Source organism: Streptomyces alboniger, from assembly GCF_008704395.1.
Classification (GTDB): Bacteria; Actinomycetota; Actinomycetes; order Streptomycetales; family Streptomycetaceae; genus Streptomyces; species Streptomyces alboniger.
This window is the reverse complement of sequence record NZ_CP023695.1, coordinates 2,258,157-2,271,468: the sequence shown is the minus strand read 5'-3', so window position 1 is coordinate 2,271,468 and position 13,312 is coordinate 2,258,157. Positions and strand designations below refer to the sequence as shown.

Here is a 13,312-nt window from a genome sequence, read left to right as displayed (position 1 = left end):
TTGTTCGGTCAGCAGGCTCACTCGGTGTCCCCATGAAGCTGCTCCACCAGGGACGTGAGTACCTGGTCGGTGCGCGGCCCGTAGTTGAGGAGCACGCCGTCGTCGACGGAGACGACGCGGCGGTCCAGACCGGCCGGGGTCTCGGCGACGCCCGGGACCTTCAGCAGCCCGTCGACGCCGTCCACCGACTCCAGGCCCTTCGTCATCACGAGGATCGCGTCGGGCGCGGCCTTGGCCAGCGCCTCGCTGGTGATCGCCGTGAAGTCCTTCGTCAGCCCCGACTCCTTGCCCGCGTCGACCGCGCCCGCCGCTTCCAGGAGTGAACTGGCCCCGGACTCACGGCCGCCGAGCAGATAGACGGAGGCGGAGCCGCGCAGGTAGAGGAAGGCGACCCGCGGCTTCCTCGTGTTCTTCGCGCTTTTCGCGCGTGCCCCGGCGGGGACGCCCTTGCGCGCCGCCGCGATCCGCTTCTCCGTACGTTCCGTCAGCTCGGCGCCCGCCTTCTCGGCCCCCAGCGCCTTGGCCACCGCCTCGATCCGGGGGCCCACGTCCTCCAGGCCCTTCGCCGGGTCGAACACGACGAGGGGGACGCCCGCGTCGCGGATCTGGTCGATGGCCTCGGCGGGTCCTGTGGTGGTGTCGGCGAGGACGACGGTCGGCCTGAGCGAGAGGACGCTCTCCGCCGAGACGTCGTGCGCACGTGTCACCACCGGCAGCCTCTTCGCCTGTTCGAAGGTGGCGGTGATGTCGCGGGCGACGACGCGCTCGCCGAGGCCGAGGGTGAAGACGATCTCGTTGAGGCTGCCGGTGAGCGGCACGATGCGGCTGGTGTCCTTCACCGTCACCTTGTGGCCGTCGGCCGAGGTGACGGTGGCGGGGAGTCTCGCCTCGGGAGGTGTCTTCAGCGCCTCCACGCGGTCGGGCGCGGCGGCGTGCGCCTGTGCCTTCCGGGGCTGCGCGTCGGTGCCGCCGCCGGGGGTCCCGCACCCGGTCAGGCCGAGGGCGAGCGCGGCGGCCCAGACGCCGGTGATACGGAGTGAGCGCGGCATACGCACCGAAATCCACCGTCCTGTCGTGCTGTTGAGGCTTTGTAGTTTAGGTTAGCCTTACCTTATTAGCCAGAGCTGGAGGGGGTCTCCCCATGCCGTCATCCCTGTGGCCGGCGCGAAGGCGTGCCCTCGCCACCCGCGCCGGAACGGTGGCCGTACTCACCACGCTCGTCGGGGTGCTGCTCCCGGCCGCCGCCGCGCACGCCGAGGACCGCACGGTCCGGGGCGGACGGCTCGACTGGGGTATCAAGTCCTCCTTCCAGAGCTACGTCACCGGACCCATCGCCCGGGGCGGATCGACGCTCCAGGGCGGGGCGGCGACGGTCGGCGGCAGCCAGTTCCGCTTCCACTCGGCTGAGGGCACGTACGACCCGGACAGCGGGAACTTCAACGCGGGGTTCTCCGGGGGCGTGCGGTTCACCGGACACAAGAAGGGTGGCGCGTACGAACTCGACCTGACGATCAGCCGCCCCACGGTGAAGGTCACGGGCGGTTCCGGCACGCTCTACGCCGACATGGTCAGCAAGCGGAAGGGCAGTGGCGAGGTCGCATCAGCCGCGCAGGTGCCGCTCGCCTCGCTCGATGTCAGCGGCATCGACATGACGGGCGGCACCGGCCCCATCGCCCTCAACAACCTTCCCGCGAAGCTCACTTCGCAGGGCGCGAAGGCCTTCGCCGGGTACTACGCGGCGGGTACCGCGCTCGACCCGGTGAGCCTGTCGACGGACCTCGCCGCGAAGTCCGGGTCCGGGGCGCCGGGCGAGCCCTCACCGAAGCGCTCGGAGCGGTCGGCGCCGTCCGGTGGGAAGACGGAGGCGGGCCGCATCGAGGACGCCGCCGTCGACTGGGGCGTGCGCCGCACCTTCCGCGAGTACGTCACCGGCTCCATCGCCAAGGGCCGCTGGAAGCTGACCGGCGGCGCCAAGGACGGGGGTGCGCTCTTCCGCTTCCCCCAGGGCGAGGGCTCGTACGACGCGAAGAAGCAGAAGCTGGACGCGGACTTCGCCGGGGCCGTCCGCTTCACCGGGAAGCACGGCCTCGACCTCGCGCTGAGCAAGGTGGCCGTGGAGGTGAAGGACGGCAAGGGCACGCTCTCGGCAGACGTCGACAGCAAGGGCGACCGGGGCGCCACCTTGCGGAACGCCCCTCTCATCACCTTTCCTGCCCCGGAGAGGCAGTTGAAGCCGAAGGGCGGTCTCGTCTCACTGACCGAGGTGCCTACGAAGCTCACCGCCGACGGTGCCAAGGCCTTCGGCGGTATGTACAAGGCGGGCTCCGCCATGGACCCGCTCTCCCTGGCCGTGGCGGTCGACGCCGACGCGAAGCTGCCCGCGCTGCCGGACCTCGGCTCATCGCCCGCCCCGCAGTCCGAGCGGGCCGCGCGGGCCGGGGGCTCCGAGCGCTCCGAGCGGAAGACGGAGAAGGCGGTGAACGCCTCCCCGGCCTCTTCCGACTCCTCGAACGCCGTGCCGATCGGCGTGGGCGCGGGCGTGGCGGTGCTGCTCGCGGCGGCGGTCGGCTTCGGCGTCGTACGCAAGAGGCGCGGGGCGGACGCCCCTGAGGCCTCCGGCACCTCGGACTCCTGACGTCTTTCTTTCTCCCTCACCCCTCACACCCCTCTCTCCCAAGGAGAAACCTGATCATGGCCGCTACCCCTCGCCCCATAACCCTCGCGGCAGCCGTCGCCACCGTCGTCACGCTCGGCGCGACCGCCCTCGCCCTCCCGGCGACGGCCGCCGACAGCGGGGCGGCGGCACCGCCCAGGCTGGAGCTGAAGGACGGAACGCTGGACTGGGGCGTGAAGGAGAGCTTCCGTAAGTACGTCACGGGCATCGCCATGGGCAAGATCGAGGCGACGGGCGGCGCCAAGCAGGCGCCGGGCAACGGGGTGTTCACCTACACCGGCGGCACAGGGGCGTACGACACCGGCACCCACGCTACCGAGACCGCGTTCAAGGGCCGCGTCCGCTTCGTCTCCACCGCCCACCGCTTCGACATCAGGATCGCCGACGTGAAGGTGCGCACCGGGGGCGACGCCGGCGCCATCCAGGCCGACGTCACCCTCAACGGCGCCACCCAGAACGACATCGACCTCGCCCGTCTCGACATGACCGGGATCAGGCCCGGCCAGGGCGAGGGCGGCGCGATGGTCCTCAAGGACATCCCGGCGACGCTGACGGCGGCCGGCGCCAAGGCGTTCAACGACATGTACAAGGAAGGCGACAAGCTCGACCCGGCCACGCTCACGGTGAAGGCGGGCGCCCCGCTCCCCGAGAAGCCGACCGACAAGCCGACCGAGAAGCCCACGGAAAAGCCCACCGACAAGCCGACCGAGAAGCCCACCAAGACCCCGAAGCCGACCGCCACGCCCACCGGCACGCCGGGCACGCCCGGACCGGGGCAGGTCGCGGGCGAAGCCGTCGACGGCAGGCTCTCCTGGGGCTTGAAGAAGAGCTTCCGCGCCTATATCTCCAGCGGCGGCAAAGTGACCGTCGCGGGCGGCGCCAAGAAGGTCCCCGGTGGTTACACCTTCCCCCACGCCAAGGCGGATGTGGACTCCGACGCCAAGAAGATCGAAGCCTCCTTCGGCGGCAGCGTCCGCTTCGCGTACAAGGCACACGGCATCGACATGAGGTTCAGCGACTTCAAGGTGCGGGCGAACGGTGCCAAGGGCACCCTCCTCGTCGACGTCACCACGCCCAAGGGCACCAACAACAACGTGAAGTTCGCGACCCTCGACCTCTCCAAGGCCTCGTACAAGGCCAAGAACGATGTCGTGCGCCTCGACAAGGTCCCCGCGGCCTTCACGGCGGCCGGCGCGAAGCAGTTCGCCAACGGCGCGGTCGGCTCCATCTACAAGCCGGGCCAGAAGCTCGACCCGGTGACGGTCGCCCTGTCCTTCTCCGAGGGCGCGGAACTTCCCTCCGGGGGCGGCCAGTTCAGCGATGGGGCGGGGGGCGGCACCGGTGCCGCCGGGTCCGGTTCCGTGGGCGGCGGCTCGGTCGGCGGTGCGCTCGGCGACGCCGGCTCGCTGGCGGCCACCGGCGCCGATGCCCCCTCGGCCGCGCTGCTCGGCGTGGCAGGCGCGGCCGTGGCGGCGGGCGCGGGAGCGGTGTACACCGCACGGCGCACGCGGGGCACCGGAGCGGTGTGATGCTTCAATGCCGGGGTGACTGAACCACTCGGCGCGGCAGGCGCATTCGAGGTATCCGGCCCGTACGGCCACGACGGGTCCGGGCCCTTCGACGTCGTACGTGTCTTCTGCGGGCCCGACGGCCGGCACGGCAACGAACTCGGTGTCGTGCGCGACGGGGGCCGTATGCGCGCGCGGCAGGACCGGCAGGCTCTCGCGGCGAAGCTCGGCTTCAGCGAGACGGTGTTCGTCGACGACCCCGAGCGGGGCGTCATCGACATCTACACCCCGACGCTGCGCCTCCCCTTCGCCGGGCACCCCTGCGTCGGCACGGCCTGGCTGCTCGACGTGCCGGAACTGGTCACGCCCGCCGGGGTGGTCCGGGCCCGCCACGACGGCGAGTTCAGCTGGATCACGGCGTACGCGCGGTGGGCGCAGCCGAGGACGCTGCGGCGGTACGGGACGGCGGCGGAGGTGGACGCCCTCGACGTGCCGCCGCCGGGGGAGTGGATCTACGCCTGGGCGTGGGAGGACGAGGCCGCGGGGCGGATCCGGGCGAGGGCGTTCCCCGGCCGGGACGACGGCATCACCGAGGACGAGGCGACGGGCGCGGCGGCACTGCTGCTCAGCCACGAACTGGGCCGCGCCCTCAACATCACGCAGGGCCGCGGCTCACAGATCCTGACGGCGCCGGGCCCGGGCGGCGCGATCGAGGTGGGCGGGAGGGTACGGCTCGCTCACGCGCTCAGCGGGAACTCCTGCCCGAGCTCCTGAAAGACGGCCGTATTCAAAGCGAAAGCGCGCTTGCACTCGTCCACGATCCGCTTGCGCTCCAGCTCGTCCGTGACGACCGCGTCGATGCCGTCGAGCAGTTCGCGGTACCCCCGCTTGAAGGCGGCCGGGTTCGGGATCTCCTCGAACACGTAGAACCGCACGCCATCGCCCTTGCGTGCGAAGCCCCAGGTCAGCTCGGCCTTGCCGCGGATGATCTGGCCACCGGAGAGGTCGCCGAGGTAGCGGGTGTAGTGGTGGGCGACATAGCCGCCGGGCCAGGTGCGCGCGCACTCCTCGACCCGTGCCGCGTACGCCGCCGTGGCGGGCAGCGGGGTGAGGCCCGCGCGCCAGTCGGCGCCCCGCAGGTGGGCGAGGTCGCGCTCCAGCTCGCGCACGCGCAGCAGTTCGGGCTGGATGAACGGTCCCGCGACCGGATCGGCGGCCAGCGCCTCGGCTCCGTCCTCCAGGGCGCGGTAGACGAACCACAGCTGTTCCGTGTAGCGCGTGTAGGCGTCGACGCCGAGCTTGCCGCCGAGCAGGTCGCTCATGAAGGTCGAGGTCTCGGCCTCGGTGTGCTGCTCGTGCGACGCGGTGCGGATGACCGTCGAGAACGGCGTGCGCGGCGTGTCCATGCGGGGCCTCCAGGGGGAGCCGGGGGGACGGGACGGCGGGAACCAGTGCGACCGTGTGGAGATCATGGCAACTTAGGCTTACCTAAGTCAACTGGTTCCCGACGCCCTGTCGGTAAAAACGCTACCCGTTCCCGGATCAAGCAACCATCGCTGGAACCCCCGCCGGACCTCAGGGCAGCGTGAGGATCTCCGCCCCGGTCTCCGTCACCACCAGAGTGTGCTCGAACTGCGCGGTCCGCTTCCGGTCCTTGGTGACGACGGTCCAGCCGTCCTCCCACATGTCGTACTCGTGCGTGCCGAGCGTCAGCATCGGCTCGATCGTGAACGTCATGCCGGGCTGGATGGTGGTCGTCGCGTGCGGGCTGTCGTAGTGGGGGACGATCAGGCCCGAGTGGAAGGACGTGTTGATGCCGTGACCGGTGAAGTCACGCACGACGCCGTAGCCGAAGCGCTTGGCGTACGACTCGATGACGCGGCCGATGATGTTGATCTGGCGGCCGGGCTTGACGGCCTTGATGGCGCGGTTGAGCGATTCGCGGGTCCGCTCGACGAGCAGCTTGGACTCCTCGTCGACGTCGCCGACGAGGTAGGTGGCGTTGTTGTCGCCGTGCACGCCGCCGATGTACGCCGTGACGTCGAGGTTGATGATGTCGCCGTCGTTCAGGACGGTGGAGTCCGGGATCCCGTGGCAGATGACCTCGTTGACCGAGCTGCACAGCGACTTCGGGAAGCCGCGGTAGCCCAGCGTGGAGGGGTAGGCGCCGTGGTCGCACATGTACTCGTGCGCGACGCGGTCCAGCTCATCGGTGGTCACACCGGGCGCGATGTGCTTCGCGGCCTCTTCCATGGCGCGGGCGGCGATGCGGCCCGCGGTGCGCATCAGCTCGATGGTCTCGGGGGTCTGCACCTCCGGCCCCGTATACGGGGTGGGGGCGGGTTTCCCCACGTACTCCGGGCGCCGGATGTTGCCGGGTACGGAACGGACGGGGGAGAGCTCCCCTGGGACGAGCAGTGACTGGCCAGACATGCCAGCGAGTCTAGCCAGCCGTCTCGGGGCACCATGGCGTCAGGAATGAGAGGAGCGGGAGATGGCACTGTTCAAGAAGCGGACGGCCGGCAAGCCGGGGGAGTGGTACTACTGCCTGGAGCACCAGAAGGTGGAGGAGGGCCCCGACTGTCCCGGCAAGGACCGGATGGGCCCCTACGCCTCGCGGGTGGAGGCGGAGCAGGCGATGAGGACGGCCGCGGAGCGGAATCTCCAGTGGGAGAACGACCCCCGGTGGCATGACTCGGTCACCCGGAGCGACGAGGAGTAGGCGTCCGGGGCCTGCCGGGCTCGGCGGGCAGGCCGCGACGCGGGCGGCGGCGTCGCGGCCCGCGTCAGCCCGGCATCAGCAGGAGCGGGCAGCATCTGGCGCCGCCACGCCCGCGTCCGCGGTGGGCCGGGCCCACCGAGCCCGGCCCACCGCGCGGGCTCGATCCCCCAGGGATGGAGAGCTCCATGCTGAGGTTCCGTTTATCCCGTCCGCACCCGGCCGCCCCGACCCACGCCCCGACCCACGCCCCGGCCCTCGTCACGAGCCGTGCCCCGGCCCTTGTCCCGATGTTCGTCCTGGCCCTCGTCCTGGCGCTGGCCTCGGCCCTGCTGCCGTTCGGCGGCCGGTCGGCCGAGGCCGCGGCCGCCGCTTTGAGCCAGCGGATCAACATCGCCGCGACCCACACCGGCATGTGCCTGGAGGTCGCCACCCAGGAGAGCGGCGAGCGCGTCAAGCAGCGGCGCTGCGCCGGGCGTGAGGGGGCGCTGTGGTACTTGAAGGAGTCCTCCGCCCACAGCGGGGCGGTGCACATCGTCAGCGGCCTCAGCGGCAAGTGCATGGCGGTGGAGAACTCCAGCGCCGACAGCGGCGCCGCGATCGTGCAGGCGGACTGCGGTGACCGGCCCGGCATGAGCTTCCTGTTCGAGAACCACGGCGACGCCGCGCTGATCCAGCCGATGACGGCGAGCCCGCGCAAGTGCCTGGAGGTCACCGGCTCCGCCACCGCGGACGGCACGGCGCTGCGCCAGTGGACCTGTGACAAGCAGCCGGGCGCGAACTTCACGCAGGGCACCTTCCGAGGCCTCCAGGAGGGCTGGGTCAAGCTCCGCCCGGCCGGCGCGCCCGACAAGTGCCTGACGGAGGGGCGCGCCGGCATCCTGAGCGTCCCGGTCGCCGTACAGCGCTCGTGCGGGCAGGCCACGACGCCGCGCACCTATCTGATCCCCCAGGGCAACGGCCTTTTCAAGATCCAGTGGCACAGCACGCAGGCGGGGATCCGCTGCCTCATGGTGTTCCCCATCAGCACGGTGCCCGACTTGCTGGAGACCACGACCGACTGCGCGGGGGCCAACGCCTTCTACATCGAAGCGGTCGAGACGCCGGTGCCCAACACCTATCGGATCCACACGCTCTACACACCCGAACGGAAGTTCTGCGTGGGCATCACCAACAGCGCCACGACCGAGGGTGCCGCGGCCAAACAGGAACCGTGCACCGCCGACCGCACGGACCAGGTCTTCTTCATAGACGCGGAGTGACACGAGCCGCGAACTGGGCGCCCCGGGCACCGGGCCCGGCCCGGGCTCACGGGGTGGACGGCTCCGTGAGGGTCCGCTCGCGGCGGAGTTTCGCGTCGGCGTCCGTCCGGGCGTCGTACGAGATGAGCCTAGGCAGCACCGCCGCGAGGACGGCGACCGACGCCACGCAGGCGAGGCCTCCGGACCAGATGGCGGACCGCGTCCCGGTCCAGCCCGCCGCCGCGCCCGCGCGGACCTGACCCAGCTGCGGCCCGACGCTGTAGGACAGGACCTCGATCCCCGCGAGCCGCCCCCGCAGCTCGTCGGGGATCGTCTGGTTCCAGATGGTGGAGCGGCCGAGCCCGCTCAGCATGTCCCCCGCGCCCGCGAGCGCCAGGCACCCCAGCACCACCCACACGTTCGAGAACCAGCCCGCCGCCGTGATCGCGAGCCCCCACCCGGCCGCCCCGAACACCACGAGCAGCCCGTGCCGCCGCACCCGCGACGTCCACCCACTGGTGAGGCTCAGCAGCAGCGAGCCGACCGCCCCCGCCGCGTACATCAGACCGAGCGCCCACTGTGCGTCCAGCTCGTCCGCGAGGAACGGGAAGACCGTGTTCGGGAAGGCGAAGAACATCGCCGCCATGTCGATGGCGTACGTCCCCAGCAGGACCGGCCGCGACCACGCGTACCGCGCGCCCTCCGCGAGGCCCTTCAGCGACGGCTTCCGCGCGTCGTGCGCGGCGGGCGCGGGCGAGAGCCGGGTGCACAGCAGGACCGAGACGGCGAAGCCGACGACCGTCACCGCGTACGCGGACGCGTGCCCGGCGTAGGCGACGACCAGGCCCGCGAGGGAGGGGCCCGCGATCGCGCCCACGTTCCAGCGGAACGAGTTCAGCGCGGCGGCGGCCGTCAGCTGCTCGTGCGGCACGATCCGCGCGAGCAGCGAGTCGAGCGCGGGCCGCTGGAGCCCGGACAGCGCCGCGACGCCCGCCGCCACGACGTACAGCGGCCACAGCAGCGGCGCCGGCAGCAGCGCGTTGACCAGGAGGATCACGGCCAGCAGGCCCAGCGCCGCCTCGGTCAGGAGGATCACCTTGCGCCGGTCCACGGCGTCGGCGAGCGCCCCGCCGTACAGCCCGAAGACGATCAGCGGCACCAGCTCGACCGCCCCCATCGCTCCGACGGCGACCGGCGAGTCCGTCAGCTCCTTGATCTGCAACGGCAGGGCGACCAGCGCCATGAAGGTGCCGAAGTTCGTGACGAGCCCCTGCACCCACAGCAGCCGGAAGTCCCGGGTGGAGCGCCAGGGTGAGAGGTCGGGCAGTATCGCGGAGAGAGGCACGAGAAGCCATGCTCAGCGGCGAGCGGCGCCCCGGGCAACCGATTTACCGGACGACGGAACCGCCCGCGCTCACCACCGCGTCGGCGGCGGCGACGTCAACTGGTCGGCGAGGCGCGAGAGGCGGTCGCGGAAGCGCCGGCGGCCCCGCGCCACCGGCAGTGCGTTCTCCCCGGCCGCCGCGCTCACCAAGTGCTGCACGGTGTCCAGGTCGAGATCGGCGCCCGTGGAACCCTCCGGCCCGCCCGCTGCCCCGGGGACGGCCAGCGCCTCGTGCGCCAGGGCGCTCAGGTCCCGGTCCCCGGAGCCGAGCGCGAGCACGGTCGCCCCCGCCCGCCGCGCGTCGTGCACACGTGTGAGCAACTCCGCGTCCGGTGCGTCCGGCGCCACGACCAGCAGCGTCTCGCCGCGCCGCGCGGCCTCGATCCGGCCGAGCCCGGCCGACAGATGCGCGGGATCCGAGCCGAGCACCCGGTGGCGTACGAGCGTCGGCGTCAGCTCGGGCGTGCCCGACCAGGCCGCCTCGTCCACCAGGTGCGCGGCCAGGTGCCAGGGTTCGTACGCCCGCGTGCCCACCAGGAGCAGCCCGCCGCCGTGCGGCACCACGGACGAGCGCAGCGTCCCCGCGAAGCGGCGCGTGGCGCCGAGCCACTCCGTCCCCGCGAGCACCTCGCGCAGCAGCGCGACCCGTACGGCGTCCATGGCGTCGCATCCTGCCCGAACGGGCCAGTCGTGACCCGGAGTTCACCGGGAATTCCCCCGGGGTGGGGAAAAGCGGTGGATGACTTATGAGACGTCTGTTCCCTTCCGCGCCGGCCGCGAGGGATACGCGAGCTTCCGCATACCGGCGGTCGTCACCACCACCTCCGGCACCGTCCTCGCGTTCTGCGAGGGCCGTGTCGGCTCCTCGGAGGACTTCGGCAACATCGACATCGTCCTCAAGCGCTCCGCCGACGGCGGCCGCACCTGGGGCCCCCTCCAGGCCGTCGGCAAGAACGGCGCCGACCTCGCGGGCAACCCCGCCCCCGTCGTCCTGGCCACCGGCCGCATCCTGCTCGTCCACGTCAGGAACGCCGCCGCGGCCACCGAGGACGCCATCCGCCGCGGCAAGGTCTCCGCGGCCGCCGGACGGCGCGTCTGGGTGCAGCACAGCGACGACGACGGCCTCACCTGGTCCGCCCCGCGCGAGATCACCGCCCAGGTGAAGAGGGCGAGCTGGCGCTGGTACGCGACCACGCCCGGACACGCCATCCAGCTGACCGGCGGCCGCGTCGTCGTCCCCGCCAACCACTCCCTGCCCCCGACCGGCACGGACAACGGCACCGAGGGCAAGTACAACGGCGGTCACTGCCTGCTCAGCGACGACTCCGGCGCCACCTGGCGCATCGGCTACATCGACGACAACACCAACGGCTACATCAACGTCAACGAGACCACCGCCGCCGAACTCCCCGACGGCCGCCTGTACTTCAACACCCGCAACGACTCCCCGGCCCCCGGCAACCGCGCCGACGCCCACTCCCGCGACGGCGGCCGCAGCCTCGTCAAACCCTTCCGCCCGCAGGCGTCCCTCACCGGCCCCGTCGTCGAGGGCAGCGTCCTCCAGCTGCGCGACCCCGACGTGCTCCTCTTCTCCGGTCCCGCCGACCCCGGATTCCGCGCCCTGATGACCGTGCGCCGCTCCACCGACGGCGGCACCACCTGGGAGGCCGCCCACACCGTCGACGGCCTCCCGGCGGCCTACTCCGATCTCGTACGCCTCGACGAGCGGTGCGTCGGGCTGCTCTACGAGACGGGGGACTTCAGCGCGTACGAGACGATCACGTTCCGGCGGATCCCGGTGTCCGAACTGGTGAACTCACCTGACCGCCTGTGACCGGTGAGTAGGGTCAGCCCATGACCTCTACAGACAGTGCGCAGAACGCCCCCGCCAAGGCCCCGGCCAAGGACCCCTGGGAGCTGCCCGACGTGTCCGGGCTCGTCGTCGGCGTCCTCGGCGGCACCGGCGACCAGGGACGCGGCCTCGCCTACCGCCTCGCCCGCGCGGGCCAGAAGGTGATCATCGGCTCCCGCGCGGCCGAGCGGGCGCGGGCCGCCGCCGACGATCTTGGCCTCGGCGTCGAGGGCGCCGAGAACGCGGAGTGCGCGCGGCGCAGCGACATCGTGATCGTCGCCGTGCCGTGGGACGGCCACGGCAAGACCCTCGAAGCCCTGCGCGAGGAACTGAGCGGCAAGCTCGTCATCGACTGCGTCAACCCGCTCGGCTTCGACAAGAAGGGCGCCTACGCCCTCAAGCCCGAGGAGGGCAGCGCCGCCGAGCAGGCCGCCGCCCTCCTGCCGGACTCCCGCGTCACCGCCGCCTTCCACCACCTGTCGGCCGTGCTGCTCCAGGACCCCGCCATCGAGGAGATCGACACCGACGTCATGGTCCTCGGCGAGAGCCGCGCCGACACGGACGTGGTGCAGGCGCTCGCCGCCCGCGTCCCCGGCATGCGCGGCGTCTTCGCCGGACGCCTGCGCAACGCCCACCAGGTCGAGTCCCTGGTCGCCAACCTGATCTCCGTCAACCGCCGCTACAAGGCGCACGCGGGGCTGCGGGTCACCGACGTGTAGGGCGCGGGCGGGCATGGGGGACACTGGACGGGCACGTCACCGACGCGTCGCCGACGCATCACCCGCTTCATCCCGACAGGAGCCGACCCCCATGCCCCGCCTCGCTCTGTACGCCCTCGTGGTCTGCGCGCTCGCCGTCGTCGCCGCCGTGCTCTCCTTCACGCAGGGCAGCTGGCTCGGCGTCGTATGGGTGCTGCTCGCGGGCCTCTCGTCGAACATGGCGTGGTTCTACCTGCGGCGCGCGAAGCTCCGGCGGGACGCGGCCCACGCCGCCGGATCTACGGACTGACCGGCCGCGGGACGTCCTGCGTGCCCTCCCAGAAGCGGTACAGCTCCTGGCCCCAGTAGGTGTCCCAGTCGTTGACGCCGAGACCGCGCAGGACCGCGTCGACCGCGTCGAAGAACGTGTGGTTGACCTCCGGGATCCAGAGCACGGCGAAGACCGCGAGCAGCCCGAACGGCGCGAACGGCTCCACCTGGCGGCGGATCCCGTGCGACAGCCAGGGCTCGATCACGCCGTAGCCGTCCAGGCCCGGGATCGGCAAAAAGTTCAGGATCGCCGCCGTCACCTGGAGCAGGGCGAGGAACGCGAGCGCGTAGCGGAACGCGTCCGGCACGCCGTCGAGGGCGTCCAGCCAGAACGGCGCCGTGCAGACCACCGCGAACAGCGCGTTCGTCAGTGGGCCCGCCGCCGAGATCAGGCTGTGCCGCCAGCGGCCCCGGATCCGGCCCCGCTCGATGAAGACCGCGCCGCCCGGCAGGCCGATCCCGCCCATGATCACGAACAGCACGGGCAGCACGACGCTGAGCAGTGCGTGCGTGTACTTGAGCGGGTTCAGCGTCAAGTAGCCCTTCGCGCCGATCGAGATGTCGCCGCCGTGCAGGGCCGTGCGCGCGTGCGCGTACTCGTGCAGGCAGAGCGAGACGATCCAGGCGGCCGTCACGAACAGGAACACGGCGAGCCCGGGGAAGCTCGCGAAGCCGGTCCAGGTGGCCCAGCCGGATACCGCCGTGACGGCGGCGATCCCGAGGAAGACGGGACTGATCCGCCGGTCGCTGCTGCGGAGTTGCGCGGTGGTCATGGGGCGGGGCTCCTGGGGTCTCGTACGGGGAACGTGCCCAGACCGTAGCGGTCGTATGCCGGAAACGTCCGACGTGGGCCCGCCGGTTTTGGGGTGGTTCGGGGAGCGGCGCCGTGAACGCGGCGCGGCGTCC

14 protein-coding genes are annotated in these 13,312 nt (G+C 71.9%); 8 read left to right on the top strand and 6 right to left on the bottom strand.

Annotated elements, in window-relative coordinates:
* Positions 1-17: 17 nt before the first annotated feature.
* The gene (locus CP975_RS09995; protein ID WP_055528108.1) at positions 18-1,049 is read right to left on the bottom strand and encodes a heme/hemin ABC transporter substrate-binding protein; all 1,032 of its coding nucleotides are present in this window, start codon (positions 1,047-1,049) and stop codon (positions 18-20) included.
* Positions 1,050-1,141: 92 nt separating this feature from the next.
* Here CP975_RS09995 and CP975_RS09990 point away from each other — a divergent pair, with 92 nt between their 5' ends.
* Genes CP975_RS09990 through CP975_RS09980 form a run of 3 tightly spaced genes read left to right on the top strand, consistent with a single transcriptional unit; the run spans position 1,142 to position 4,956 of the window.
* Positions 1,142-2,635, top strand: coding sequence for an HtaA domain-containing protein (locus CP975_RS09990; protein ID WP_055528107.1), 1,494 nt, complete (start codon positions 1,142-1,144; stop codon positions 2,633-2,635).
* Positions 2,636-2,691: 56 nt separating this feature from the next.
* A complete protein-coding gene (locus tag CP975_RS09985) occupies positions 2,692-4,203 on the top strand; it encodes an HtaA domain-containing protein (RefSeq protein ID WP_055528106.1) in 1,512 nt (503 codons plus the stop codon).
* 15 nt (positions 4,204-4,218) lie between these two features.
* Positions 4,219-4,956, top strand: coding sequence for a PhzF family phenazine biosynthesis protein (locus tag CP975_RS09980; protein WP_150476772.1), 738 nt, complete (start codon positions 4,219-4,221; stop codon positions 4,954-4,956).
* Here the strand turns inward: CP975_RS09980 and CP975_RS09975 are convergent.
* Both CP975_RS09975 and map read right to left on the bottom strand, forming a co-directional pair.
* On the bottom strand, positions 4,920-5,588 hold the full coding sequence (locus CP975_RS09975; protein WP_055528105.1) for a biliverdin-producing heme oxygenase: 669 nt from the start codon (positions 5,586-5,588) through the stop codon (positions 4,920-4,922). The genes CP975_RS09980 and CP975_RS09975 overlap by 37 nt on opposite strands.
* A 169-nt stretch (positions 5,589-5,757) precedes the next feature.
* A complete protein-coding gene (gene map, locus CP975_RS09970; protein ID WP_055528104.1) occupies positions 5,758-6,615 on the bottom strand; it encodes a type I methionyl aminopeptidase in 858 nt (285 codons plus the stop codon).
* Positions 6,616-6,676: 61 nt separating this feature from the next.
* Between map and CP975_RS09965 the strand changes: the two genes are divergently transcribed.
* Together CP975_RS09965 and CP975_RS09960 are read left to right on the top strand one after the other, a co-directional pair.
* A complete protein-coding gene (locus CP975_RS09965; protein WP_055528102.1) occupies positions 6,677-6,904 on the top strand; it encodes a hypothetical protein in 228 nt (75 codons plus the stop codon).
* Positions 6,905-7,089: 185 nt separating this feature from the next.
* Positions 7,090-8,163, top strand: a complete 1,074-nt coding sequence (locus CP975_RS09960; RefSeq protein ID WP_150476771.1) for an RICIN domain-containing protein — start codon at positions 7,090-7,092, stop codon at positions 8,161-8,163.
* A 46-nt stretch (positions 8,164-8,209) separates the two neighbouring features.
* Here the strand turns inward: CP975_RS09960 and CP975_RS09955 are convergent, their stop codons facing one another.
* Entirely contained in the window at positions 8,210-9,487 is a 1,278-nt protein-coding gene (locus tag CP975_RS09955; protein ID WP_070321152.1) for an MFS transporter, read from the bottom strand.
* A gap of 69 nt (positions 9,488-9,556) precedes the next feature.
* Positions 9,557-10,186: a hypothetical protein gene (locus tag CP975_RS09950; protein ID WP_055528100.1), complete on the bottom strand. Its 630-nt coding sequence runs from the start codon at positions 10,184-10,186 to the stop codon at positions 9,557-9,559.
* 79 nt (positions 10,187-10,265) lie between these two features.
* Between CP975_RS09950 and CP975_RS09945 the strand changes: the two genes are divergently transcribed.
* From CP975_RS09945 to CP975_RS09935, 3 genes are read left to right on the top strand one after another with little or no spacing between them, the layout of a single operon-like run.
* On the top strand, positions 10,266-11,360 hold the full coding sequence (locus CP975_RS09945; protein WP_055528098.1) for a sialidase family protein: 1,095 nt from the start codon (positions 10,266-10,268) through the stop codon (positions 11,358-11,360).
* A gap of 20 nt (positions 11,361-11,380) precedes the next feature.
* Complete coding sequence (gene npdG, locus CP975_RS09940) at positions 11,381-12,097, top strand: NADPH-dependent F420 reductase (protein WP_030780520.1); 717 nt, start codon at positions 11,381-11,383, stop codon at positions 12,095-12,097.
* A gap of 13 nt (positions 12,098-12,110) precedes the next feature.
* Complete coding sequence (locus CP975_RS09935) at positions 12,111-12,386, top strand: hypothetical protein (protein ID WP_246201443.1); 276 nt, start codon at positions 12,111-12,113, stop codon at positions 12,384-12,386.
* On the opposite strand, the gene CP975_RS09930 is transcribed toward CP975_RS09935, so the two are convergent.
* Positions 12,376-13,179 carry a site-2 protease family protein gene (locus CP975_RS09930; protein WP_055528094.1) on the bottom strand — a complete coding sequence of 268 codons (804 nt, stop codon included), beginning with the start codon at positions 13,177-13,179 and terminating at the stop codon, positions 12,376-12,378. The two genes, CP975_RS09935 and CP975_RS09930, sit on opposite strands and share 11 nt — an antisense overlap.
* Positions 13,180-13,312 lie beyond the last annotated feature (133 nt).

Excerpts from the sequence above, each read along its gene's own strand:
- CP975_RS09995 (WP_055528108.1), bottom strand. The coding sequence starts at position 1,049 with ATGCCGCGCTCACTCCGTATCACCGGCGTCTGGGCCGCCGCGCTCGCC.
- CP975_RS09990 (WP_055528107.1), top strand. The coding sequence starts at position 1,142 with ATGCCGTCATCCCTGTGGCCGGCGCGAAGGCGTGCCCTCGCCACCCGC.
- CP975_RS09985 (WP_055528106.1), top strand. The coding sequence starts at position 2,692 with ATGGCCGCTACCCCTCGCCCCATAACCCTCGCGGCAGCCGTCGCCACC.
- CP975_RS09975 (WP_055528105.1), bottom strand. The coding sequence starts at position 5,588 with ATGGACACGCCGCGCACGCCGTTCTCGACGGTCATCCGCACCGCGTCG.
- map (WP_055528104.1), bottom strand. The coding sequence starts at position 6,615 with ATGTCTGGCCAGTCACTGCTCGTCCCAGGGGAGCTCTCCCCCGTCCGT.
- CP975_RS09965 (WP_055528102.1), top strand. The coding sequence starts at position 6,677 with ATGGCACTGTTCAAGAAGCGGACGGCCGGCAAGCCGGGGGAGTGGTAC.
- CP975_RS09960 (WP_150476771.1), top strand. The coding sequence starts at position 7,090 with ATGCTGAGGTTCCGTTTATCCCGTCCGCACCCGGCCGCCCCGACCCAC.
- CP975_RS09950 (WP_055528100.1), bottom strand. The coding sequence starts at position 10,186 with ATGGACGCCGTACGGGTCGCGCTGCTGCGCGAGGTGCTCGCGGGGACG.
- CP975_RS09945 (WP_055528098.1), top strand. The coding sequence starts at position 10,266 with ATGACTTATGAGACGTCTGTTCCCTTCCGCGCCGGCCGCGAGGGATAC.
- npdG (WP_030780520.1), top strand. The coding sequence starts at position 11,381 with ATGACCTCTACAGACAGTGCGCAGAACGCCCCCGCCAAGGCCCCGGCC.
- CP975_RS09935 (WP_246201443.1), top strand. The coding sequence starts at position 12,111 with ATGGGGGACACTGGACGGGCACGTCACCGACGCGTCGCCGACGCATCA.
- CP975_RS09930 (WP_055528094.1), bottom strand. The coding sequence starts at position 13,179 with ATGACCACCGCGCAACTCCGCAGCAGCGACCGGCGGATCAGTCCCGTC.